This is a genomic window from Ruegeria sp. AB11 (genome assembly GCF_056536325.1).
Genome location: NZ_JBQFJO010000001.1, coordinates 1,350,418 through 1,372,783 on the forward strand (window position 1 = coordinate 1,350,418; position 22,366 = coordinate 1,372,783).

General features: G+C 57.1%; 18 protein-coding genes. 11 read left to right on the forward strand and 7 right to left on the reverse strand.

What is annotated here, in order from left to right; all coding sequences use genetic code 11:
* Nucleotides 1–35 precede the first annotated feature (35 nt).
* The 3 genes from cueR to ACR3EJ_RS06915 all read right to left on the reverse strand — a co-directional run bounded on the left by cueR (nucleotide 36) and on the right by ACR3EJ_RS06915 (nucleotide 3,640).
* Entirely contained in the window at nucleotides 36–425 is a 390-nt protein-coding gene (cueR, locus tag ACR3EJ_RS06905; protein ID WP_170545000.1) for a Cu(I)-responsive transcriptional regulator, read from the reverse strand.
* Nucleotides 422–2,896, reverse strand: coding sequence for a heavy metal translocating P-type ATPase (locus tag ACR3EJ_RS06910; protein ID WP_480422895.1), 2,475 nt, complete (start codon nucleotides 2,894–2,896; stop codon nucleotides 422–424). The genes cueR and ACR3EJ_RS06910 overlap by 4 nt, the downstream gene beginning before the upstream one ends.
* Before the next feature lie 111 nt (nucleotides 2,897–3,007).
* Entirely contained in the window at nucleotides 3,008–3,640 is a 633-nt protein-coding gene (locus ACR3EJ_RS06915) for a pyridoxamine 5'-phosphate oxidase family protein (RefSeq protein ID WP_170544996.1), read from the reverse strand.
* A gap of 211 nt (nucleotides 3,641–3,851) precedes the next feature.
* Between ACR3EJ_RS06915 and ACR3EJ_RS06920 the strand changes: the two genes are divergently transcribed.
* Both ACR3EJ_RS06920 and ACR3EJ_RS06925 read left to right on the forward strand, forming a co-directional pair.
* The gene (locus ACR3EJ_RS06920) at nucleotides 3,852–5,009 is read left to right on the forward strand and encodes an acyl-CoA dehydrogenase family protein (protein WP_170544993.1); all 1,158 of its coding nucleotides are present in this window, start codon (nucleotides 3,852–3,854) and stop codon (nucleotides 5,007–5,009) included.
* Between the two features lie 216 nt (nucleotides 5,010–5,225).
* Entirely contained in the window at nucleotides 5,226–5,978 is a 753-nt protein-coding gene (locus ACR3EJ_RS06925; protein WP_170544991.1) for a nuclear transport factor 2 family protein, read from the forward strand.
* 7 nt (nucleotides 5,979–5,985) lie between these two features.
* Here the strand turns inward: ACR3EJ_RS06925 and ACR3EJ_RS06930 are convergent, their stop codons facing one another.
* On the reverse strand, nucleotides 5,986–6,885 hold the full coding sequence (locus ACR3EJ_RS06930) for a LysR substrate-binding domain-containing protein (protein WP_170544988.1): 900 nt from the start codon (nucleotides 6,883–6,885) through the stop codon (nucleotides 5,986–5,988).
* A gap of 191 nt (nucleotides 6,886–7,076) precedes the next feature.
* Here ACR3EJ_RS06930 and ACR3EJ_RS06935 point away from each other — a divergent pair, with 191 nt between their 5' ends.
* Genes ACR3EJ_RS06935 through ACR3EJ_RS06945 form a run of 3 tightly spaced genes read left to right on the forward strand, consistent with a single transcriptional unit; the run spans nucleotide 7,077 to nucleotide 11,613 of the window.
* Nucleotides 7,077–9,269: a thiamine pyrophosphate-dependent enzyme gene (locus tag ACR3EJ_RS06935; protein WP_170544986.1), complete on the forward strand. Its 2,193-nt coding sequence runs from the start codon at nucleotides 7,077–7,079 to the stop codon at nucleotides 9,267–9,269.
* The gene (locus ACR3EJ_RS06940) at nucleotides 9,266–10,300 is read left to right on the forward strand and encodes an ACP S-malonyltransferase (protein ID WP_170544983.1); all 1,035 of its coding nucleotides are present in this window, start codon (nucleotides 9,266–9,268) and stop codon (nucleotides 10,298–10,300) included. Before ACR3EJ_RS06935 ends, ACR3EJ_RS06940 begins: the two co-directional genes overlap by 4 nt.
* 41 nt (nucleotides 10,301–10,341) lie before the next feature.
* Nucleotides 10,342–11,613, forward strand: a complete 1,272-nt coding sequence (locus ACR3EJ_RS06945) for an NAD(P)/FAD-dependent oxidoreductase (RefSeq protein WP_170544980.1) — start codon at nucleotides 10,342–10,344, stop codon at nucleotides 11,611–11,613.
* 3 nt (nucleotides 11,614–11,616) lie between these two features.
* On the opposite strand, the gene ACR3EJ_RS06950 is transcribed toward ACR3EJ_RS06945, so the two are convergent.
* Nucleotides 11,617–12,318, reverse strand: a complete 702-nt coding sequence (locus ACR3EJ_RS06950; RefSeq protein ID WP_170544978.1) for an SDR family oxidoreductase — start codon at nucleotides 12,316–12,318, stop codon at nucleotides 11,617–11,619.
* 103 nt (nucleotides 12,319–12,421) lie between these two features.
* On the opposite strand from ACR3EJ_RS06950, the gene ACR3EJ_RS06955 reads away from it, so the two are divergent.
* A complete protein-coding gene (locus ACR3EJ_RS06955; protein WP_170703610.1) occupies nucleotides 12,422–13,273 on the forward strand; it encodes a LysR substrate-binding domain-containing protein in 852 nt (283 codons plus the stop codon).
* Here ACR3EJ_RS06955 and ACR3EJ_RS06960 read toward each other — a convergent pair.
* The gene (locus ACR3EJ_RS06960) at nucleotides 13,264–14,166 is read right to left on the reverse strand and encodes a LysR family transcriptional regulator (protein WP_170544972.1); all 903 of its coding nucleotides are present in this window, start codon (nucleotides 14,164–14,166) and stop codon (nucleotides 13,264–13,266) included. The two genes, ACR3EJ_RS06955 and ACR3EJ_RS06960, sit on opposite strands and share 10 nt — an antisense overlap.
* Before the next feature lie 77 nt (nucleotides 14,167–14,243).
* Here ACR3EJ_RS06960 and ACR3EJ_RS06965 point away from each other — a divergent pair, with 77 nt between their 5' ends.
* From ACR3EJ_RS06965 to ACR3EJ_RS06985, 5 genes are all read left to right on the forward strand, one after another.
* Nucleotides 14,244–17,456 (forward strand): reductive dehalogenase, encoded by a 3,213-nt coding sequence (locus ACR3EJ_RS06965; RefSeq protein WP_170544969.1) that lies wholly within the window; start codon nucleotides 14,244–14,246, stop codon nucleotides 17,454–17,456.
* A 127-nt stretch (nucleotides 17,457–17,583) separates the two neighbouring features.
* Entirely contained in the window at nucleotides 17,584–18,450 is an 867-nt protein-coding gene (locus tag ACR3EJ_RS06970) for an FAD binding domain-containing protein (protein ID WP_170544966.1), read from the forward strand.
* Complete coding sequence (locus ACR3EJ_RS06975; RefSeq protein ID WP_170544963.1) at nucleotides 18,447–18,926, forward strand: (2Fe-2S)-binding protein; 480 nt, start codon at nucleotides 18,447–18,449, stop codon at nucleotides 18,924–18,926. Before ACR3EJ_RS06970 ends, ACR3EJ_RS06975 begins: the two co-directional genes overlap by 4 nt.
* Nucleotides 18,926–21,178, forward strand: coding sequence for a xanthine dehydrogenase family protein molybdopterin-binding subunit (locus ACR3EJ_RS06980; protein WP_170544959.1), 2,253 nt, complete (start codon nucleotides 18,926–18,928; stop codon nucleotides 21,176–21,178). The genes ACR3EJ_RS06975 and ACR3EJ_RS06980 overlap by 1 nt, the downstream gene beginning before the upstream one ends.
* The gene (locus ACR3EJ_RS06985) at nucleotides 21,175–21,420 is read left to right on the forward strand and encodes a MoaD/ThiS family protein (protein ID WP_010441051.1); all 246 of its coding nucleotides are present in this window, start codon (nucleotides 21,175–21,177) and stop codon (nucleotides 21,418–21,420) included. The genes ACR3EJ_RS06980 and ACR3EJ_RS06985 overlap by 4 nt, the downstream gene beginning before the upstream one ends.
* A gap of 11 nt (nucleotides 21,421–21,431) precedes the next feature.
* On the opposite strand, the gene ACR3EJ_RS06990 is transcribed toward ACR3EJ_RS06985, so the two are convergent.
* Nucleotides 21,432–22,310 (reverse strand): LysR family transcriptional regulator, encoded by an 879-nt coding sequence (locus ACR3EJ_RS06990; RefSeq protein WP_170544955.1) that lies wholly within the window; start codon nucleotides 22,308–22,310, stop codon nucleotides 21,432–21,434.
* Between the last annotated feature and the right edge of the window lie 56 nt (nucleotides 22,311–22,366).

The window sequence follows — 22,366 nt, forward strand, 5'->3', positions numbered from 1 at the left end:
ACAAATCAAAGGTTGGGCTAAAGGGCAACCCTGCGTCACAGTTTGCCGCCCAAGTCTTTCAGAATCGGGCAATCAGGACGGTCGTCCCCGGCACACGCATCGACGAGATGGCTAAGCGTTTCGCGCATACCTTTGAGATCAGCAATTTTGGCGTCAATCTGCGCCAGATGATCCCGCGCAACGCGTTTTACGTCAGAGCTGGCCCGGGTCTCATCCTCGTAAAGGGCCAGCAATGTGCGGCAGTCTTCGATGGTGAACCCGAGCGTTCGGGCGCGACCCAGGAAATTCAGTTTGTGAATGTCCTTATCGCGGAACCGACGATACCCATTGTTGTCGCGCAGCGGTTTGATCAGGTTGATATCTTCATAATAGCGGATGGTTTTGACGGGCAGGCCCGTATGGGTCGAGACCTCTCCGATGTTCATGCTACAGCCTCCCGCCGAAGTGAATTGTCGCTGGCCCCCGGTATGCTGGTCCGGATGCGCCGCAGCCGCAGAGCATTGGATACGACAAAGACGCTGGACAAGGCCATGGCCCCGGCGGCTAGAGCGGGTGACAGTAGATAACCGCCAAACGGATATAGCGCTCCGGCTGCGACCGGGATCAGCAGCGTGTTGTATCCGAAAGCCCAACCGAGATTCTGGCGAATATTGCGCATCGTGCGTTGACTGATTTCGACCGCGTTTGCGACACCGCGCAGATCGCCCGACATCAGCACGACATCCGCGGTTTCGATTGCCACGTCAGTGCCGGTTCCGATTGCCACACCTATATCAGCCCTTGCCAGAGCAGGCGCGTCGTTGATGCCATCACCAACAAAGGCGAGTGTTCCAAACCTGGTTTGCAACTTTTCGATTGCGTCAACCTTCCCCTCCGGCAGAACCTCGGCGGTGACGTGGTCAATGCCCAGCTTATCGGCCAGCGCCTGTGCGGTTTGCGCGTTATCGCCGGTGACCATGGCGAGGGTCACACCCATCTCATGCAGTCGGGTCAGTGCCTCGGGCGTGCCCGGTTTGATTGGGTCTGAAACTGTCAGCGCAGCAGCGGCTTGTCCGTCAATTGCAACATAGATCGGTGTAGCCCCTTGGGCTGCACGTATCTGCGCATCAGGCCGCAGGCTACCAAGGTCGATGCCGGTCTGTACCATAAGGCGGTCAGACCCAATCAATACAGAATGCCCCTCGACCTGCGCGCGCAAGCCCAACCCTGTCAGGGAGCTGAATTCCTTCACGTCAGGCAAAATGTCAGGACCTGCGCGAGTGATTGCGGTAGCTATAGGGTGTTCCGATCGCGCTTCAGCCGCCGCGGCCAGGCGCAGGACTTCGGCGCAGTCAAAGCCGTTTGTTGTCGCAACCTCTTCCAGTTCGGGCCGACCCAGAGTCAGCGTGCCTGTTTTATCCAGGGCGATGACTTTGGCTTGTTGTAACTGCTGCAATGCATCGCCCTTGCGGAACAACACGCCCAATTCAGCTGCACGCCCGGTACCCACCATGATCGAGGTCGGCGTAGCCAGACCCATCGCACAAGGGCAGGCGATGATCAGCACCGAGACCCCGGCTACCAGTGCCAGCGGTAAAGCCGGGGCGGGTCCAAAAATCAGCCACGCAACAACCGTCAATAAGGCCACGCCTATCACCGCAGGTACAAAATAGTAGGTGATTCGATCCACCAACGTTTGAATGGGCAGCTTTGCCCCCTGTGCCTGTTCGACGAGTCTGACAACCTGCGCCAGCACGGTATCCGAACCTACATGCGTGGCCCGAATGCGAAGGGCACCAGTTCCATTCACCGTTCCTCCGACCACCGGATCGTTCTTGGCTTTGCCGATGGGTATGGGCTCACCGGTAATCATGCTCTCATCTACATACGAGGTTCCGTCCAAAACGTTGCCGTCCACAGGAACGCGCTCACCCGGGCGGATCTGAATGATGTCACCCACAATGATCTCGGCAATAGGCTGGTCTTGGGTTGTTCCATCCCTCTCGACCCGAGCTGTTTTAGGTTGGAGTCCGGCCAGTTTGCGAATTGCTGCACCTGTTCGCCCTTTTGCGCGGGCCTCCATCAGACGGCCTAGCAGAATCAGTACAACGATGACTGCCGCAGCCTCGAAATAAACGTTGGCTGTGCCTTGCGGCAGAACCTGCGGCGCAAATGTCGCGAGGACCGAGTACAGATATGCCGCGCCTGTCCCCAAAGCGACCAGCGCGTTCATATCGGGGGCGCCCCTCAGCAGTGATGGGATACCTTTGGCGTAGAACACCCGGCCAGGACCGACAAGCAGCGCTGAAGCTAGCGCAAACTGGATCAGATAGCTTGCTTGAAGGCCGATAGTAGAATGAACCCAATGGTGAAATGCAGGGATCATATGCCCGCCCATTTCCAAAACAAATACCGGCAAGGCCAACATGGCGGCAAACACTGTTGCGCGCCGCATTTCCGCAAACTCATCTATTTTGCAATTATGATCGGCTCCGTCCTCGGCCTCCGGGCGCGCCGGATACCCCGCTTCGGTCAAAGTCTTCGCAAGCATTGCCGCTTCGGTTACACCCTCGGCATAGGTCACTGTGGCGCTTTTCGTGGCAAGATTGACTGCCACATCTGACACACCCGGGCTTGCCTGCAAAATACGCTCTATCCGGTTCACGCACGTGGCGCAGGTAATGCCATCGATGTCCAGACGTATCTGTCTTGTCGCCGCGGGAAAGCCCGCTGTGTTGAGCGCGTCTAGAATCTCGTCGAATGAGGCCTCATAGGTGATATCGGCCGTCTTGGTCGCGAAGTTGACTTCGGCGGAGCACACCCCGGGTGTCGCACGCAATGCGCCCTCGACCCGGCCAACGCACGAGGCGCATCCCATGCCCGTAATCCTGATCTGTGTATGCAGTAGCTCGGCCATTCGTGGCGTCCTGGTAATGTACTTTGGCCTCGATATAGAGGCTCCAGTCACTGGAAGGTCAAGACACTGTTCTCAACTGCGCGCCACCGTCGCACCTGGATTGAAGTTGATCTACGCGCCGGAAGCCTTGAGCTCGGCCAACTCGCGTTGCAGCCGCTGATTTTCTGTATGTAGATCAGCCAGTTGCTTACCCAGTGTGTTTAGGTGGGGCCGTAGCTCGGCCTCGGTGAAGCGAGGCGTGATATGGCGCGGGCAGTTCCAATCGAGCGCCTCAACTTTGATGATGGCAGCACGCTCTGCCTCGGTCTCCGAGCCGTCGACATAGAGATTGGTTGCGGCCTCAACACCCTCGGAAAATGTCATCCGCCCCAGGATCTTGAGGCGACGCTGGTTCGCGTAATCCATCAGAATCAACGCCACGCGGTCATTTCCATCAAGATTTCCGCGCGAGATGTACTGCTTGTTTCCCGACAGGTCAGCGTAACCGATAGTTTGCGGGTCCAGCACTTTCAGGAACCCGACCGGTCCACCCCGAAACTGAACATAGGGCCACCCTGATTCTGATACAGTGGCTTGATAAAATCCGTCGCGTGCGTGAATGAATGCCTCTTCTGCCGGTCCGATTTGATGGCCTTGCCGCGGCCCGGATTCGAGGAATTTTGAGTAGGTTTTGGCTGATCCCATCCGCTCTTGATGGGCGCGCACTGCGGGCGTGAAGGTCAGTTCAGAAAAGGCGCGGGGCATTTTTGCTGTCTCCTGAGTCTTTCGCGGATCGTCTTCAATATGGATGACAATTGCGTGGGCTGTCAGATGTGGGAACGCAGAAGTGAACAGGGCCGGAAACTGGACCAAAGACGTTGCGTAGCAACGCTTTTCGACGCCACGTCACATGGATTGGAAGGAATCGCACACGCAGGTAGCCTTGGGTCAAACACCTGATCTGGAGAGCTTATTGATGTCGCTTTTTACCAGCACCGCCGCCTGGGTTACTGACGAACACCGGATGTTTGCCGAGATGGCCGGTCGTTTCATGGACGATGCTTTGGTTCCTAACACAGAGAAATGGGCCGAAAACGGCGTGGTTGATCGGGACTTTTGGCTGCAGGCGGGTCAGACGGGTCTGATGGCTGGTTCGATTGCCGAGGAGTATGGCGGTGTTGGCGGTGGAATGGGCTTCGATTCTGTCACCCTGTACGAACAGACCGCACGCGGTGATGCTGGATGGGGATACGGCATTCAGTCCATCGTGACCCATTACATCACCACCTATGGCAGTGAGGATCAGAAACACAAATGGCTGCCAAAGCTTGCCTCTGGCGAGATGATCGGAGCGCTTGCGATGACCGAGCCGGGTACTGGATCGGATGTGCAGGCAGTGAAGACTACGGCTGAGAAGGATGGCAATTCGTATCGGCTTAATGGCTCCAAGATATTTATCACCAACGGGCAATCGGCTGATCTGGTCATCGTGGCGGCGAAGACCGACAAGTCCCTTGGGGCAAAGGGTGTCTCGCTGATCGCCGTCGAAACCGAAGGAACCGAGGGATTCCGCCGGGGACGGAACCTTGAAAAGCTTGGAATGAAGGGCAACGACACGGCAGAATTGTTCTTTGAGGATGTCAAAGTTCCAATGACTAACCTGCTGGGCCCAGAGGAGGGGCAAGGGTTCTATCAGCTGATGAAACAGCTGCCGTGGGAAAGGCTGACCATCGGGATCATGGCGCTGGGCGCGATCGACTTTGCAATATCTGAAACTGTGAAATATGTGCAGGAACGCAAAGCCTTTGGCCAGCGGGTGATGGATTTCCAGAATACCCGTTTCAAGTTGGCCGAGTGTAAGACCAAGGCCGAGGTCCTGCGCAGTTTTGTCAATGACTGCATCGGCAAGCTGGAGGCCGGCGAGCTGGACGCAGCGACAGCGTCAATGGTGAAATACTGGGGTTCAGAGGTGCAGAACGAAATCATGCATGAATGCCTGCAACTGTTCGGCGGCTATGGCTTCATGATGGAGTATCCGATTGCGCGGCTCTACGCGGATGCGCGGGTGCAAATGATCTACGGTGGCACCAATGAGGTGATGAAAGAGCTTATCGCCCGTTCGCTGGACGTCTAACGCGAGGCACTCCCGCCCGTCGTCGGCATTCCTTGCAGAACGTCTCCTCCAATTGGGCCAGGCAGGCGCGGGCGCAGTCCGCACCTGCCCGGCCCCTGCTGTCCGCAGGACGCAAGGCCTGAGGCCGCGTAGGTTTGCGGCACTCGTTGCCATTGAAGCACTGCATTCCGCCTGCCATTGTGATTGAGGGATATTCTATCCGAGAGGAACCTCGACATGGTTGCGTCTAACAAAGATCGCATATGCGCCCTGCTCAAGAGTATTGAGACGGGCGATCCGGGCCTGATTTCAGTGGTGAACGAAGCGCGGTATATCCAGCACAATCCACAAACTCATGAAGGCAGTGAGGGCTTGGCGGCGTTGTTCAAGCGGCTGTCTGATACCTCTCCACGCGTGAACATTGTGCGCGCGTTTGAAGATGGAGACTTTGTCTTTGCGCATACCGAATATGATTTCTCGCGCCGAAACATTGGTTTTGAAGTGTTCCGCTTTGAAGACGGGCGAGCGGTCGAGCATTGGGACAATATTCAGAAACGATTGGGTCCAAATGGTTCGGGGCGCAGTATGGTGGATGGCCCCACAGAAAGCCGGGACATCGAGAATACAGAAAAGAACCGGACGCTTGTCCGTTCTTTCGTTGAAAATGCCCTGATCGCAGGAGATCCAGATCAGATAGAAGCTTTTGTTAACACCACTGCCTTTGCGGAACACAGCCCGGGTTTCTCAGACGAGTTAACAGCGTTGCGCGCCGCATTGTCCGACATAGAGGCCATAAACTATCAGCATCTTCACCGGGTTCTGGCGGAAGGCGATTTTGTTTTGACCGTTTGTGAGGGCGAGCGAGCAGGCAAGCATAGCTCTTTCTATGATCTGTTCCGCGTATCTGATGGCAAGATCACTGAACATTGGGATACGGTTGAGACCATTGCACCGCGCAGCGAATGGAAGAATGACAACGGCAAATTCTAAGGGAGTTCTAAAGGCTGGTATCAGGCTCCAATTGTTCACTGATCCAGCCTTGGAAAGATCGCAGCGGCTCGGGGGTAGACCGGTCATTCGGCCATACGAGATAATAGCTGCCAAGACTCACATACGGACCGTCCCACGCCTTAACAAGTCTCCCTGAGCGCAGATCATCCTGAACCAGATATGAAGGCACCAAAGCTACGCCCAATCCATGGATCGTGGCTTGGATCATGGTCGAGAACTGATCGAACATCATACCCCGCAGGCCGGTGACTGATTGGCCCTGCATCTCGAACCAGCGCTCCCAGGCATCTGGTCGGGAATCCAGGTGCAACAGCGGCGCGGCGCAGAGGGTATCCAAGGTGTCGAAATTGGCGTTGGTAAGTGCAGGGGCACAAACGGGCAGGACCTCTTCCCTCATGATCGGCAGATACTGAACACCCGCCCAATCCTGCTGACCAAAATGGATCGCTGCATCAAATGGTTCAGAGGCAAAATCAAATGGCTTGAGGCGGGTCCCCAGATTGACTGTGACCTCAGGATGGCGGCGGGCAAAATCCTGCAGGCGCGGTGCAAGCCAGTGCATCCCGAACGCGGGAAGGATCGACAGGTCAAGCGACCCGCCAGCCGGGTTGGCTTTGAGCTTCAATGCCGCACGCGCCAGTTCCTGCACTGCAGACCTTGCGGTCTGGACATAATCTTTGGCGGCGGGCGTGAGGTGCAGCCGCATTTGGCTGCGCTCGATCAGTTGCACGCCCAACTGGTCCTCCATTGTCTTCAGTTGGCGACTGATTGCGCTTTGGGTCAGGGACAGTTCAGCTGCCGCAGCCGAAGCGCTGCCCAACCTGTCAACAGCCTCGAGCGCGAGCAGAGATGAGATGGAGGGAAGAAACCGCCTGGGCGTAATCATATGACTTATCCTCATACCTTCTGAACGCAATAACACTGGTTTTTTCCAACCACCAGAGCGATGAAAGCTGGAACGCATCGCCAATTGTGATCTTGAAACGCGTGCCCGGGCGCGGGAAAATCGAGAGGCTGGGCGAACCCGCGCCGAGATCGGTCAAAGCCGATGATACAGACCAAACAAAAGCGAGAACCATGGACCGCGCCCAGATCGTACATGAGAATTTTCTGACCCGCGTTGCAGATCGCGATTTTCCCGACGGTGTGCCGCCGTGCTCCGGGTTGAGCGATGCAGATGCGGTTTCGCTGTTCCGGTCACAGGTTCTGAGCCGTGCATTGGACAGGACCAGCCGAGCGATGCAAAAGGCTGGGCAGGGGTTCTATACGATTGGCTCGTCCGGGCATGAGGGGATGGCAGCCGTTGCGCATGCCCTGCGCCCGACCGATATTGCGTTCCTCCATTATCGGGACGCGGCCTTCCAGATCGCGCGGGCGGAACAGGTACCGGGTCAACAGATCACATGGGACATGCTGCTCAGCTTTGCGTGCTCAAGTGATGACCCGATCTCGGGCGGACGGCATAAGGTTCTGGGGTCGAAAGCACTGATGATCCCGCCACAAACCTCGACCATCGCCAGCCATTTACCCAAAGCTGTCGGTGCGGCTTATGCGCTGGGGGCTGCGCGCCGAAACACGCCTGAACATCGCGTGCTGCCGAAAGACGGAATTGCAATGTGTTCTTTTGGGGATGCTTCAGCCAATCACTCGACGGCTCAGGGGGCGATCAACACTGCAGGGTGGACAAGCGTGCAGTCGACACCGCTGCCCTTGCTGTTCGTGTGTGAAGACAACGGAATCGGGATTTCCGTCAAAACGCCCAAAGGCTGGATTCAGGCGTCGATGGAGCACCGTCCGGGGATCAGGTATTTTCAGGCAAACGGGTTGGATATCTATGAAACTCACGCCGTCGCAAAAGAGGCCGCTGACTATGTCCGCAGGCGTCGGAAACCAGCTTTCCTGCATTTGAAAACAGTGCGCCTGTATGGCCACGCTGGTGCGGATGTGCCGACAACTTATCTGCCAAAGTCTGAAGTTGAAGCAGATGAGGCAAACGACCCGCTATTGCACACCGTACGGCTGCTGGATCAGGCAGGTGCGTTGTCGACGGAACAGGCGCTGAGTATTTACCGCGACACTTGCGCAAGAACCGACCGCGTGTCGACCGAGGCTGCCAGTCGTCCTCATCTGGCAAATGCGGCCGAGGTTATGGCAAGCCTGATCCCGCCCAAACGTCCCTGCAAGCCGACAAATGGCCCGAGTGCCAAAGCGCGGACTGAAACTTTTGGCGGCGATACGCGTGCGATGGATGAGCCCCAGCCGATGAGTCGGCTGATCAGCTGGGCGCTGACCGATCTGATGCTGGCGCATGATGAGATCGTGTGTATGGGCGAAGATGTAGGACGCAAAGGTGGCGTTTATGGCGTGACACAGAAGCTACAGCAGCGTTTTGGCCCGGACCGGGTGATTGATACACTTCTGGACGAGCAATCTATTTTGGGGCTCGCTATCGGCATGGGTCATAACGGCTTCGTGCCGATCCCCGAAATCCAGTTTCTGGCTTATCTGCACAATGCCGAGGATCAGATCAGGGGGGAGGCAGCAACTTTGCCGTTCTTCTCGAGTGGACAATTCACTAATCCGATGGTCCTGCGGATCGCTGGTCTGGGGTATCAGAAGGGATTCGGCGGGCATTTTCACAACGACAATTCTCTGGCCGTTTTGCGGGACATACCGGGCGTGATCATCGCCTGCCCCTCTACTGGTACGGATGCGGCACAAATGCTGCGCGAATGTGTGCGCTTGGCTCGAGAGGAGCAACGAGTTGTGGTGTTTCTTGAACCGATCGCGCTCTATCCCATGCGCGATCTGCACGGGGCGCAGGATGGAGGGTGGATGACCACCTATCCGTCACCGGATCAAAAGATTGCGCTGGGTGAGGTTGGCGTACATGGTGGCGGCACAGATTTGGCGATCGTGACCTACGGCAATGGGCACTATCTTTCGAAACAGGCTTTGCCCGAGCTTGAGGCGGCAGGGCTGAAAACCCGGATCATTGATATGCGCTGGCTGGCTCCGCTACCGACTGACGCCTTGCGCGAGGCCACCAACACATGCGCACATGTATTGATCGTTGACGAATGCCGCCGCACCGGCAGCCAGTCTGAAGCGCTGATGACTTTCTTCGCGGAAGACAGCCCCGCGATACCAACCGCCCGTGTTGTGGCCGAGGATTGCTTTATCGCGACCGGTCCGGCCTACGCTGCGCCTCTCCCCTCGAAAGACGGAATTGTTGACGCTGCTTTGGCGCTGACCGGAGGAAAATCATGACCCGCACTGCTGTTGTGATCTGTCCTGGTCGGGGTACTTATAACAAGCCTGAATTGGGCTACCTGCATCAACATCACGCGGGTCGGATGAGCCAATTTCACAGTTTCGATGAGATCCGTGCTGAAGCGGGGCAGGAGACGGTAACGGCGCTGGATGGTGCTGGCCGTTTCAGCGTTGGTAAATATTCGCGTGGCGATGTGGCCTCACCCTTGATCTATGCGGCGTCATTGGCGGATGCGCAGGCACTTGCCAAGGATATTGATGTGGTCGCCGTCACCGGCAATTCGATGGGATGGTATATCGCGCTGGCCGTCGCTGGTGCATTGACCCCAGAGAACGGCTTTCGTGTGGTCAATACGATGGGTGCGCTAATGCAAAAGCAACTGATCGGTGGCCAATTGGTGTACCCGTTCGTTGACGAAGAATGGTCGAATGATGTTGAACGCAAATCAGCGTTGTTAGACACGGTTGCGCGGATCAACACATTGAAAGACCATACTCTGGCGCTTTCGATTGATCTGGGCGGGATGCTGGTACTTGCAGGGAATGAGGCAGGGCTAACTGCGTTTGAAACCGCCAATCCCGTTGTGCAGGATAGGTTTCCTTTGCGACTGGCGAACCATGCTGCCTTCCACACTGCGCTACAGGCACCAGTGGCGGCGGAAGGTCGAGCGCTACTGGGCGCTGATCTGTTTGGCCAACCAGAGCGCCCGATGATCGACGGCCGTGGTAAAATCTGGTGGCCCGGAGCGACAGATACCGGGGCACTGAGGGAGTATACACTTGGCCATCAGGTGACCGAGACCTATGATTTCACCCATGCCATCCAGACGGCCGCGCGCGAGTTCGCTCCGGACCTCTTTATTGTGACAGGCCCCGGTGCAACGCTAGGCGGTGCCGTCGCGCAATCTCTGACTTTGGGGAACTGGCGCGGTATGACGGACAAGATGTCGTTCCAGTCGCTGCAGGAAGCTGACCCGTTCCTGATTGCCATGGGGCGGACCGATCAACGCGCCCTTGCAACTGGCTAGATCCGGCCTGATGATCGACGAAAATTTGGCGAGGCTTGGGAATGCCTGACTATGATCAATCGTTATGGCGGCAGACCTGCGGCGAGAGTATCAAAACGCAAAAACTCTCTGGTGACGTAACCGTAGACATTGCGGTTATAGGAGGGGGGTACACGGGGTGCTCTGCCGCCTTGACCGCAGCAAAGGCTGGGGCTTCGGTTTGCCTACTCGAAGCACATCGGATTGGGCATGGCGGCTCGGGTCGAAATGTAGGGTTGGTCAATGCCGGGCTTTGGCTGCCACCTGATCAAATTCGGTCGCATCTGGGGCAGGTGCCAGGTAATCGTCTGATAGATCTGCTGGCGAATGCACCATCTGAAGTCTTTGGGTTGATCGATGCGCATGAGATTGCATGCGAGCCGGTGAGGCATGGCACGTTACATTGTGCCCATTCGGCCAAGGGCTTTGAGGATTTGCATACACGCCATAGCCAGTTGAGCGTTTCTGGGGCGCCGGTCGAGCTACTTGATGCAAACACCTCACGCAAGCGCACAGGTAGCCCCGCTGTCCATGGCGCTTTGTTCGACCCCCGTGCTGGCACAATTCAACCGCTGGCCTTTGTAGTCGGCTTGGCACGCGCCGCGCAGGATGTGGGGGCGCTGATCTATACCGAAAGCCCAATCCAATCCCTGCGACAGGAGGCGGGGATGTGGGTTTTGCACGGAGAAAACGGCGCCGTGCGTGCCAAATCGATCATTCAGGCGACCAACGCCTATCATCAAGGCATCGCCGATACCGCGCCCGCCTACGTACCTGTGTACTATTTCCAATACGCCACTGCTCCGCTGTCACATAACCTACGAGCCAGCATACTGCCCGAGGGTGAAGGGTGTTGGGATACAGGGCTGATCATGACATCGTTCCGGCTGGATCAGGAGGGACGATTTATCATCGGCGGAATGGGTGATCTGAACAGCGTCGGAGGCTTTGCGCACAAAGCTTGGGTCAGTCGCAAGTTGGTGGCGGTCTACCCGCAACTGGCGGATCAACCGCTGGTCAAAGGTTGGCACGGACGCATTGCGATGACTTCAGACCACATCCCCAAGATCATTCAGATCGGCCCGCATGCGCTGGCCGCGCATGGGTTCTCGGGGCGTGGGATCGGACCGGGCACCGTGTTCGGTCGCTTGATGGCCGAAAGCCTACTTAACGATGATCCGTCGCTGCTGCCTGTGCCGCCGATAACGGAGTACCGTGAGAGCTGGACGGGACTGCGCCGGGCTTTTTTCGAAACCGGAGCTGCCCTGACGCACCTCGTCAAAACCCGATTTTGAAGTTTAGACAGACCGGGTAATACCGCCGTCCACACGGATATTCTGGCCGGTGATATATCCGCCACCCTCAGAGGCCAGCAGCGAGACGACCGAGGCGATCTCATCATAGCTGCGCCCATAACGGCCCATCGGAATGCGTGCGCGGAACTCTTCCTTCTCGGGAAGGCTGTCGATGAACCCCGGCAAGACGTTGTTCATGCGGATATTGTCGGCGGCATATTTGTCCGAGAACAGTTTTGCAAAGGCCGCCAGCCCCGCGCGGAATACGCCTGAGGTCGGAAACACCGGGTCAGGTTCGAAGGCGGCAAAGGTCGAGATGTTGATGATCGATCCACCACCCTGCGCCTGCATAATTGGGGTAACCAGACGTGTGGGCCGCACCGCGTTCATGAAATAGACATCCATACCAGTGTGCCAGTCCTCATCCGTAAGCTCGAGCACCGGTGCGCGTGGGCCATGACCAGCCGAGTTGACCAGTACATCGATGCGCCCCCAATTGGTCATCACCGCATCCACAAGTTTTTGCAGGTCATCATTTGACTGGTTCGAACCCGTAATACCGACGCCGCCCAATTCATGCGCCAGCGCCTCACCCTTACCCGAAGAGGATAGGATGCCAACCTTGAACCCGTCCGCCGCCAACCGGCGCGCGCTGTCCGCGCCCATACCGCTGCCGCCTGCAGTGATCAATGCAACTTTTTCCATCTTCGCGCTCCTCTGCGATATCTGATGCGAAGATGGCTGACCCGCATCAATTCGACCAATCAGTTCTGTTGCGCAGTAGCAGTAGAAAATCTACAGTCTATGAATGCCTGCTCTTCCACCTCTCAACGCGATGCGCGCCTTCGAGGCCTCGGCGCGTCACTTGAACTTTCGCCTTGCAGCGGAAGAAATTGGGGTCACTCAAGGGGCCGTTGCTCAGCAAGTGCGTGGACTTGAGGCGCGATTGGGGACTGCTCTGTTTGAACGCCTTCCGCGCGGGTTGCGGCTGACAGAAGCGGGACGCAGGTTACAAGCGCCACTAAGTCGGGCGTTTCGTCTGATCGAAGATGCCTTCGATGACCTATCCAATAATAGGCAGATCGCAATATCGGTCACGCCCAGTTTTGCATCTAAATGGCTGGTGCCGCGTTTGAATGATTTTCTGACCAGCTATCCCGATATTTCAGTTCAGGTTGATGCACGCGAGCGGTTGGCGGATTTCAGATCGGATGGGATCGACATCGCAGTACGTCAAAGCCGTTCGCCGATTGCGCAGGACCTGAATGCCATACCGCTATTCTCGACCGAGTTCGTTGTTGTCAGCTCTCCAAAATTGGCGTCACAAATCTCCAGCCCAGATGATCTGATGGAGTACGTTCTACTCAGCGATTCCCACGGACTTTGGCCTCTGTATCTGGAACGTGCAGGGGTAGAGGGGAAACCCCGGACGATAAGCTTCAGTCAGACAAGCCTGGCGATTGACGCCGCAATCTCCGGTCAGGGGTTTGCGCTGGCCAATGCCCCGCTTGTTTCGGATGAACTGGCCTCGGGGCGCCTATCGCAACCATTATCCGAGGTGCTGGTTGATGATCTGAGCTTTTTTGTCGTCATCCCTAAGAAGCCACGTCAACCAGAATTAGTAGGACACATGCGCGACTGGCTTCTATCTCAGGTCTGAAGATTGGCGGCAATGCTCTCGATCCGTGTGCGTAACCAGCGATGCGCGGGATCGTTGGTCGAGCGCTGGTGCCAGACCATGTAGATCGACACTGGGTCACACCCAAATGGTAAGGGCGCACAGTCCAGTGTCGCCAGCGGGCCGCGTTGCATCAAAGCTGTATCGGTCGAGATCAGGTCGCTGCCTTTCACGAAGGGCGGGATTGCGTTGAAATGCGGCAAGGTAACAACGGGTGGTCTGATCTGGCTTTGGTCCACGCCACGCATTACGGCACGGGCATTTCGTCCGTCGGCGAAACGCACCTCGACATGATCGCTATCGCAATATGCCTGCCAGTCCTTGGGCGGGTCGTGGTGGGCGGCATCGTAGAAAATCATTAGCGGGCTGGTGATCAGCCGTTTCTGAATGATATCCGGCCCATCTGGCGGCAATGGGGTCAGCATCAACTGGCACCGGTCACTGCGTAGTAGGTCCGGGTCCGGAACCCCCGAAGGGATGAATTCCAGTCGCAACCGGACGCCTTCCTTGCGCGTTTTACGCAGCAATTCGGGAAAGATCAGCTCGCGCGGCATATCATTGGTGGCGATCTGGATGGCCATCTGTTCAGACACAGGATCAAATGGACGGCCGACGGTCAGGGCACGCATGTTGTCCAGCACCTGTTGCACCGGCTCTTTGAGGGCAAGCGCGCGTTCAGTCGGGGTCAGCCCTTGACCGGATCGAACGAACAGCGGATCACCAAGCACTTGCCGCAACTTTCCCAGCGTATGGCTGATGGCCGATTGCGTCACCCCGAGCCGGTCGGCTGCCTTCGAGACTGAACTTTCTTCGAGTATTGTCAGAAATACCCGAAGGACTTTGCCATCAAGATCAGTGAAATCAATTTTATTCATACTGTATATGATTATTCATGAATGGATTTGGTGTCCATGCCGGGATAGGGGGAAGGGCAGCACGCAGGAGGCACGCGATGGGGATCCGCTTTTTCTCGGACAAGAACCGACCCGTTCATATGGGCTCGTACCCGTTGGAACGGCTGGCACGGCAAAACCGGATGCCTGACTTGACACAAGTCCCACCAATGCGCGCGCTCAGCTTTCACCGTTCTGATCGGCCCGAAAGCATCGTCAATGCAATGGGAGAATTCCAGGCAATGCTGGATGCGATCCGGGACGGTTTCGTAAATCCAGTCGCGTCTGAAATTCCAGCCGATCCCGTTGATCGCGTCAACCACCTGAAAGCGTTCGGCTATTTTAACGACGCGTCGATGATGGGCTGCGGACCTCTGCTGCCGGATGCAATGTTGGCCGAACCCCGGCGCAACCCGGATATCGATCGGTTGGCCCATGCCCTTCGAACCCGCCAGACCAAGACGCTGGCCTCGGGCATCGACGTGATCATGGCTGATCTGAAAGAAAGTATGGAGGCCGAACCCAAGCCCATCGACAGCCATCGCCATGCACTTGTGTTTCTTTATGAATTCAACCGTGATCCTGATCCTTCGGAGCCGGGGGCCGAATGGATCGCGGAGGCGCAGGATCACCGCGCCTGCCTCTTGGCCACCGAAAATGCCGTTGTGATAGCCAACTATATTCGTTTGTTGGGTTTTGATGCACGGGCACACTCGGCAATGTCATCCGAGGTTGATCTGGGCAAACTCGCCGTGACTGCAGGCCTGGCTTCACTGGAGGACGGTGAAGTCGTAGTGCCGTGGCTTGGCAAACGCTTTGGTCTGGCTGCGGTAACCACCGAAATGGAAATTGCTCATGATCTCCCGCTTTGCCCCATGGCGGAACAACCCTGGTTCCGGACCCAGGGTCCGGCGTGGTGGTTGGGTGCGGGCTTTGCGAAGAACGCCATGAACCGTGATCCGTATGCTAAGCGTCGATATGTCGATGGTGCGCATCCGTTCGAAAACCTCAAACGCGTGGACAACCCCACCACATATATCGACGAAGAGAATGTCGCCCGTGTTCCCAAACGGGCGGATATGTTCGCGCGCGCACAGTTCGGCGACATGGGCAAAAACCTGCAGGACGCAGCCAAAGGCGGCTATTATGTCCGCAAAGCGGCCCCAAGCTTTGCACAGCGCCGTGCGCTGGGCGCGTTTGTTCTGCTGCAGGATGGCGACAGCGCCATGGTCGAAGGACCTGCAGATGCCGACCGAAATGGCGCGAACATCAAGGCTGCGACTTACTTCCTTGGAGTCGACGCGGTGGGCCTCAGCCGGTGTCCCGAATGGAGTTGGTATTCCCACGACGCCACTGGCGAAGAGATAAACCCGTCACATGATCAGGCGATCAGCATGATCATTGACCAGGGTTACGAGACGATGGAAGGTGCCAGCGGTGATGACTGGATCAGCGTGGCCCAGTCGATGCGCGCATATCTGCGGTTTTCGCTTTTGGGCGGCGTAATCGCGCAGCAAATCCGCAACCTCGGCTACAAAGCCAAGGCCCATACGGTGATGGATGGAGAGGTGCTGCAACCCCCTCTGTTGCTACTGTCGGGAATGGGCGAGGTCAGTCGGATCGGAGAAGTTATTCTGAACCCATATCTCGGCCCCCGATTGAAATCGGGTGTCGTGACAACCGACATGCCGATGACGCATGACAAGCCGATCGATTTTGGCCTGCAGACTTTCTGTGAGAACTGCAACAAATGCGCGCGTGAGTGCCCATCGGGTGCGATCACCGCCGGGCCGAAGCTGATGTTCAATGGCTACGAAATCTGGAAGTCCGATAGCCAGAAATGCGCGACCTACCGGGTCACCACTCCGGGCGGCGCCATGTGTGGGCGTTGCATGAAAACCTGCCCCTGGAACCTGGAAGGTATATTTAAGGAACGCCCTTTCCGATGGGCCGCGATGAATATCCCTCAGGCTGCGCCTGCCTTAGCAAAACTGGATGATGCCGTCGGCAATGGCGGTCTGAATGACACCAAGAAATGGTGGTGGGATATTGAGCTGGAAGCTGACGGTGCCTATCGCCCAACGCAACATCCCCTGAACCGGCGCGATCTGCAAAAGGACCTCGACCTGAAATACGAGGATCAGACGCTTGCGGTTTATCCGGCCTATCTTGCGCCGCATCCGTGGCCCTATCCGTTTGCGATGGACCGCGAGGCCGGGATCGCAGCGTATGAAGCGATGCTGGCCGCCGATGAATACAAGGCGCGCAAGGCAGCGGGCGATATGTCGGTCATTCATCGTTATCAGATCGCAGGCGATGCTCCGGTCATGAGGGTGGAGCTGACTAAGGTCGACAAGATGACCGCGGATGTCACGAAGTATGAATTCTCGACGCTCAATGGTGCCCCGCTGCCTGAATGGACCGCTGGTGCGCATCTGGACGTGCTGGTCGCGCCAGAATTTTTGCGGCAATATTCCATGTCCGGCGACCCGTCAGATCGCTCGACCTATCAGATCGGCGTTCTACGTGAAGACGAGGGGCGGGGTGGATCCGCCCTCTTGCATCGGATTTTCAACGAAGGTCGTAAGGTTTTCATTTCCAAACCGATCAACCACTTTGAGCTGAATGAAGATGCATCAAAAACCTTCCTGATGGGGGGCGGCATCGGGATTACTCCGATGATTGCATTCGCGCATCGATTGCATGCGTTAGGCAGGCCATTTGAACTGCACTACTCCGCCAGCACGCGCGCCGGGGCGGGATATCTGGACGACTTGGCCACGATGCCCTGGGCGGATCACGTCCACTATCATTTCTCAGATGAGGGCACGCGTGCCGATCTGGATGCGATCCTTCGCGGTTATCAGGAGGGTTGGCATGTCTATACCTGCGGTCCGGATCGTTTCATGGATGGCGTCATGCAAGCCGCCGAAGCGCAGGGTTTCCCAGAAGAAGCACGGCATCTGGAGTATTTTTCGGTCCCCGAACAGCCGGAGTATGAGAACCACGAATTCACCCTTAGGTTGGCCAAATCGGGTCGGGAATTGAGTGTACCTGCTGACAAAGATGCTGCTCAGGTCCTGAATGAATCGGGAATACACGTTGATGTGAAATGCTCTGATGGCATCTGTGGTGTCTGCAAATGCGGAGTGATTTCGGGCGAAATCGAACATCGTGATTTTGTGTTGTCAAACAAACAACGAGAAGGGGCGATCATTCTTTGCCAAAGCCGCGCAGCGGAAAAAGACGGTGTGATCGAAATCGATCTCTGAGCGCAGTCTGAATGCGACATATTTAGATCAAAAAATAGGTCGTACAGGCCATGGACGAACTGGGGTCGCTGCACTAACGTCCCCGCAAAACCCAGTGAACCCTGATCAACAGGTGCGAGGTACCTTCATGGACTATCACAGCCCTGCCAGTTTTGCCGAAGCGTCGGCGCTGGCACAAAATGCAACGGGCATCACGCGGTTTCTGGCGGGGGGCACCGACGTTCTGGTGCAACTGCGCTCGGAACTGGTGACACCGGATACGCTGATCGATATCAAGAAGATCAACGGCGTACATGACATCACCCGTAGTTCCGACGGCAGTTGGACATTGGGTGTAGCCGCAACCGGCGCAGAGATGAGCGAGCACCCTGAGCTTGGCCACGACTGGCCCGGTGTGGTCGAGGCAATGGACCTGATCGGATCGACTCAGGTACAGGGGCGCGCGACGTTGACCGGCAACCTTTGCAATGGCTCTCCGGCGGCTGATTCCGTTCCCGCCATGGTCGCGGCAGGTGTAACGGTCACAGTCACTGGCCCAGAGGGTGTGCGGGACGTAGCGGTTGAAAACATCCAGACCGGCCCCGGTAGAACTTCACTGGCGAAGGGTGAGGTAATCTCGTCTGTCAACATTCCGGCGCGTGGCGAAAACGGTGGGGATGCCTATCTGCGGTTCATCCCGCGTACCGAAATGGATATCGCCGTGGTCGGAGTGGGTGTAAACCTGCGACTGGACGGCGACATCATCACGGAGGCGCGCGTATCACTTGGGGCTGTCGCTCCGACTGTTCTTCTGGTCGAAGAAGCAGCCCGCGCGATCATTGGCACCACGCTGGATGACGTCGCTCTCGATGCCCTCGCCGCTGCCGCATCGGCCGCGTGCAACCCAATTGATGACAAACGTGGCACCATCGCGTTTCGGACCGAAGTTGCCGGAGTTCTTGCCAAGCGTACCGCCAAGATCGCCTATGCCCGCGCCAAGGGAGAGCAAGCATGAGTAAGCTGCACGTAACGACCACCGTAAACGGTGATGAAGTTGAATATCTCTGCGATTCGCGCGAAACGCTGCTGGATTGTTTGCGCGACAAGCTGAACTTGACCGGCGCGAAAGAAGGCTGCGGCACGGGTGATTGTGGCGCTTGCTCTGTGACCGTCGATGGTCGTTTGGTGTGTTCGTGCCTGATGCTGGGCATCGAGGCTGAGGGCAAGCAGATCGAAACCGTTGAAGGGATCGCAGATGGCGATGTCCTTCATCCGTTGCAGAAGAAATTCATTGAATACGCCGCTCTGCAGTGCGGTGTTTGCACGCCGGGCATATTGGTTGCGGCCAAATCCCTGTTGGAAAAGAACCCGAATCCAACCGAGGAAGAGGCGCGCTATTGGCTGGCCGGCAATCTGTGCCGCTGCACCGGTTATGACAAGATCATCCGCGCCGTGATGGATACGGCTGCTGAGCTGCGGGAGGCTTCGTAATGGCACTCGACGATCGTAAGTCCATCTTCAACTTTGTGGGCACGCGCCCCGACCGCCCTGATGGGCTCGACAAAGTGACAGGTCGCGCCAGGTTCGGGGCTGATGCCTACGCGCCGGGTATGTTGCACGGGGCAATCCTGCGCTCACCCCACGCCCATGCACGGATCGTCAGGATCGACACCTCAAAAGCCGAGGCGCTCAAGGACGTTAAGGCTATCGTCACCCGTGCAGATTTTGCCGTGCTCCCGTTCAAGCCGGGTCTGGAAGGCGAGTTCTGGAATGTCCTGGAAAACGTCATGGCGGGCGAGAAGGCGCTGTATGACGGCCATGCGATTGCTGCGGTTGCCGCGACTTCAGCGTTGGCTGCACGTGATGCGCTGAAACTGATTGAGGTGGAATATGAAGTGTTGCCTCATGTCACCGATGTAGACAAGGCGATGGCTGCGGATGCACCGGTGATCCGCGAAGGTGCGGCCGACTATTCGGTGCCTGAAGGCATGCATCCAAATGTCGTACGCTATCATGAAAGCGGTCACGGAGATGTAGAGGCCGGGTTCGCCGAGGCTGATCTGGTCATCGAAGACAGCTTTGTGACCGAGGCGACCCATCAGGGCTATATCGAGCCTCATGCCTGTCTTGCGTCGTTGGGCGCGGACGGTAAGGGAGAATTGTGGTGCACCACTCAGGGTCATTGGTACGCCCAGAAATACTGTGCCACATTGCTGGGCATCGAAACCGCGCAGTTGCGCGTGACAGCTTCCGAAATCGGAGGAGGTTTCGGCGGCAAGACCACTGTTTTCATTGAACCGGTGGCCTTGGCGTTAAGCCGCAAAGCCAATCGCCCGGTCAAGTTGGTGATGAACCGATCCGAGGTATTCCGGTCCACCGGCCCCACTTCATCCGCGTCGATGGATATTAAGATCGGGATGAAGAAAGACGGCACGATCACAGCGGCCCAAGGTATTTTTCGTCTGCAGGGCGGCGCGTTTCCCGGTGCACCGGGCGATTTGACTGCGATGTGTGCTTTTGCGCCCTATGACCTGACCAACGTGCGGCAGGTGGGGTATGACGTCATAGCTAACCGCCCCAAACAGGCCGCCTATCGCGCGCCGGGCGCACCAATGGGTGCTTTTGCGGTTGAATCCGTGCTGGATGAGCTGTGCAATCAGCTGGGTCTCGACCCTGTGGATGTGCGCCTAAAGAACGCGGCGGCTGAAGGTTCAAAAGCCAGCTATGGACCGACATATGAGCGCATCGGCCTTGTCGAAACACTTGAAGCCGCCAAGGCGCATCCGCATTATTCGGCACCGCTGAAACCGGGGCAGGGGCGCGGAATTTCCTGTGGCTTCTGGTTCAACCATGGTGGCGAGACCTCTGTTTCGTTGGCCTTGTCCGAGGATGGCTCGGCGCAAGTTATGGTTGGAACGCCTGACATAGGCGGTTCGCGTGCATCAATGGCCCTGATGGCGGCCGAGGTTCTGGGTATTCCCTATGAAAACATTCGGGTGACCGTCGCGGACACCGCTTCACTTGGTTACAATGATGTCTCTCACGGCAGCCGCGTGACCTATGCCAGTGGTCTGGCGACGATCAAAGCCGCAAACCACGCGGTTGAGAAACTGTGCGAACGCGCAGCAGCCAAATGGGGCATTCCGGTTGATGCGGTGAAATGGGAAGGTGGTTGCGCAGTACCGTCGGGCCCGAATGCGGGCGATTTCGACCCGCTGCCGTTGGCTGACATCACCGCAGATATGGGCGCGACCGGAGGTCCGATCTCAGGTCATTTCGAAGCCACCCCTGAAGGCGCGGGTGTGTCCTTTGGCACTCATATAGTGGATGCCGAGGTGGATTCGGAAACCGGCAAAACAAGCATCGTCCGCTACACGGTCATTCAGGATGCCGGCAAGGCGATCCACCCGACCTATGTGGAAGGCCAATACCAAGGCGGCGCCGCGCAGGGCATCGGCTGGGCGCTGAATGAGGAATATATCTATGGCGAGGATGGTAGATTGCAGAACTCGATCTTCCTTGACTACCGCATCCCGGTCGCAAGCGATTTGCCGATGATTGATACGGTGATTGTCGAAGTGCCCAACCCCGGCCACCCCTTTGGCGTGCGCGGCGTGGGTGAAACCGGGATCGTGCCGCCTCTGGCCGCCATCGCCAACGCGGTATCCAACGCAGCTGGTGTGCGGATGAAGCAACTGCCAATGTCACCGCCGCGCATTCTGGCGGCGCTTAAGGAAAAATGATCCAGGTTCACCTCTGGTCCAGCCTCCGGTCTCTGACCGGAGGCCAGCAGGTGGTCGAAGTTGAGGCGGCTACCACGGGGGAGTTGTTGAAAGAACTGGTGCGCCATCATCCCAGATTACAGGCCCCAATTGACGCGGGCGTATCGGTTGCGGTTGACGGTCGCATCATCGCTACGGGTCTGTCCGAGCCGATCCCGGAAGGTGCCGAAGTTTATCTGATGCAGCGCCTGCGCGGAGGCTGAATTTGGGAATCCTATTTCTTGGCGAAATCGCATGACAATATGAAAGTGCTGCACTTTTCGGTCAGGTTCTGAAACCGCGACCGTTCGCGGGCATACAGATAAACCTGCCTCTTGTCGTCAAGATCCACGATAGGGCGGAAAGCGACCGCCTCTGGCAGGAATTCCGCCACGGTTTGGGGCAAAACAGTGATCCAATTACCGGATCGAACCAGAGTGATCAGTGAATGTGTATTGTGGATTGTGATCGCGGCATTTTCGGTGGCTGACAGGAACGCTGGCGATTGAATGAGATCGCAAAGCCTATTTCGCACAAATGGCGCGGTTGGGATATCAGCGATGCTCAGCGGATTTGCACTTGTGATCAGGTCATGATCTGAGGCGGCGACAAGTCCAAATGGATCCTGAAATAGTGGAAGAGCGCGAACACCATTCAATGGATGATATCCCGATGCAATGCCGATATCGGCCTGATCCTGCGCAATCGCGTCGAGCACCTGTTGCGTATCCGAGTCGCGCAGTTCGATCTTAACACCTGGGAATTGGCTGGTCATGTATTCCAGCAGGGGCGGAAATATCAACGCCCCGACCGAAGGGACGGATACGATCCTGATCAGACCTTGTTGAGCCTGTGCCGCCGCATCGATGTTCTGGACGGCCTGGTCAAATTGGCGGATCTGTTTCAGGGCAAGTTCGAATACCTGCTCACCCAGCGGCGATAGCTGGTTTTTTCGCTCGCCTTCAAACAGTTTCTTACCCAGATGGTCTTCGAGCTGTTTCAGCGTCATTGAGATGGCTGATTGCGTTCGGCCAAGGCGATCGGCTGCCTCGACCAGATTGCCGGTCTGCGCGACGGTGCAAAAGCATCGCAACATTTCGATTTTGATGGCCAAGCTTCAGTTTCCTTGAAATTTATTTAAGTTATTTGAGTTTGACTGATGCGCCCCCG

Excerpts from the sequence above, each read along its gene's own strand:
- ACR3EJ_RS06960 (WP_170544972.1), bottom strand. The coding sequence starts at position 14,166 with ATGAATAAAATTGATTTCACTGATCTTGATGGCAAAGTCCTTCGGGTA.
- ACR3EJ_RS06970 (WP_170544966.1), top strand. The coding sequence starts at position 17,584 with ATGGACTATCACAGCCCTGCCAGTTTTGCCGAAGCGTCGGCGCTGGCA.
- ACR3EJ_RS06940 (WP_170544983.1), top strand. The coding sequence starts at position 9,266 with ATGACCCGCACTGCTGTTGTGATCTGTCCTGGTCGGGGTACTTATAAC.
- cueR (WP_170545000.1), bottom strand. The coding sequence starts at position 425 with ATGAACATCGGAGAGGTCTCGACCCATACGGGCCTGCCCGTCAAAACC.
- ACR3EJ_RS06910 (WP_480422895.1), bottom strand. The coding sequence starts at position 2,896 with ATGGCCGAGCTACTGCATACACAGATCAGGATTACGGGCATGGGATGC.
- ACR3EJ_RS06950 (WP_170544978.1), bottom strand. The coding sequence starts at position 12,318 with ATGGAAAAAGTTGCATTGATCACTGCAGGCGGCAGCGGTATGGGCGCG.
- ACR3EJ_RS06925 (WP_170544991.1), top strand. The coding sequence starts at position 5,226 with ATGGTTGCGTCTAACAAAGATCGCATATGCGCCCTGCTCAAGAGTATT.
- ACR3EJ_RS06965 (WP_170544969.1), top strand. The coding sequence starts at position 14,244 with ATGGGGATCCGCTTTTTCTCGGACAAGAACCGACCCGTTCATATGGGC.
- ACR3EJ_RS06930 (WP_170544988.1), bottom strand. The coding sequence starts at position 6,885 with ATGATTACGCCCAGGCGGTTTCTTCCCTCCATCTCATCTCTGCTCGCG.
- ACR3EJ_RS06980 (WP_170544959.1), top strand. The coding sequence starts at position 18,926 with ATGGCACTCGACGATCGTAAGTCCATCTTCAACTTTGTGGGCACGCGC.
- ACR3EJ_RS06915 (WP_170544996.1), bottom strand. The coding sequence starts at position 3,640 with ATGCCCCGCGCCTTTTCTGAACTGACCTTCACGCCCGCAGTGCGCGCC.
- ACR3EJ_RS06955 (WP_170703610.1), top strand. The coding sequence starts at position 12,422 with ATGCCTGCTCTTCCACCTCTCAACGCGATGCGCGCCTTCGAGGCCTCG.
- ACR3EJ_RS06985 (WP_010441051.1), top strand. The coding sequence starts at position 21,175 with ATGATCCAGGTTCACCTCTGGTCCAGCCTCCGGTCTCTGACCGGAGGC.
- ACR3EJ_RS06935 (WP_170544986.1), top strand. The coding sequence starts at position 7,077 with ATGGACCGCGCCCAGATCGTACATGAGAATTTTCTGACCCGCGTTGCA.
- ACR3EJ_RS06945 (WP_170544980.1), top strand. The coding sequence starts at position 10,342 with ATGCCTGACTATGATCAATCGTTATGGCGGCAGACCTGCGGCGAGAGT.
- ACR3EJ_RS06920 (WP_170544993.1), top strand. The coding sequence starts at position 3,852 with ATGTCGCTTTTTACCAGCACCGCCGCCTGGGTTACTGACGAACACCGG.
- ACR3EJ_RS06975 (WP_170544963.1), top strand. The coding sequence starts at position 18,447 with ATGAGTAAGCTGCACGTAACGACCACCGTAAACGGTGATGAAGTTGAA.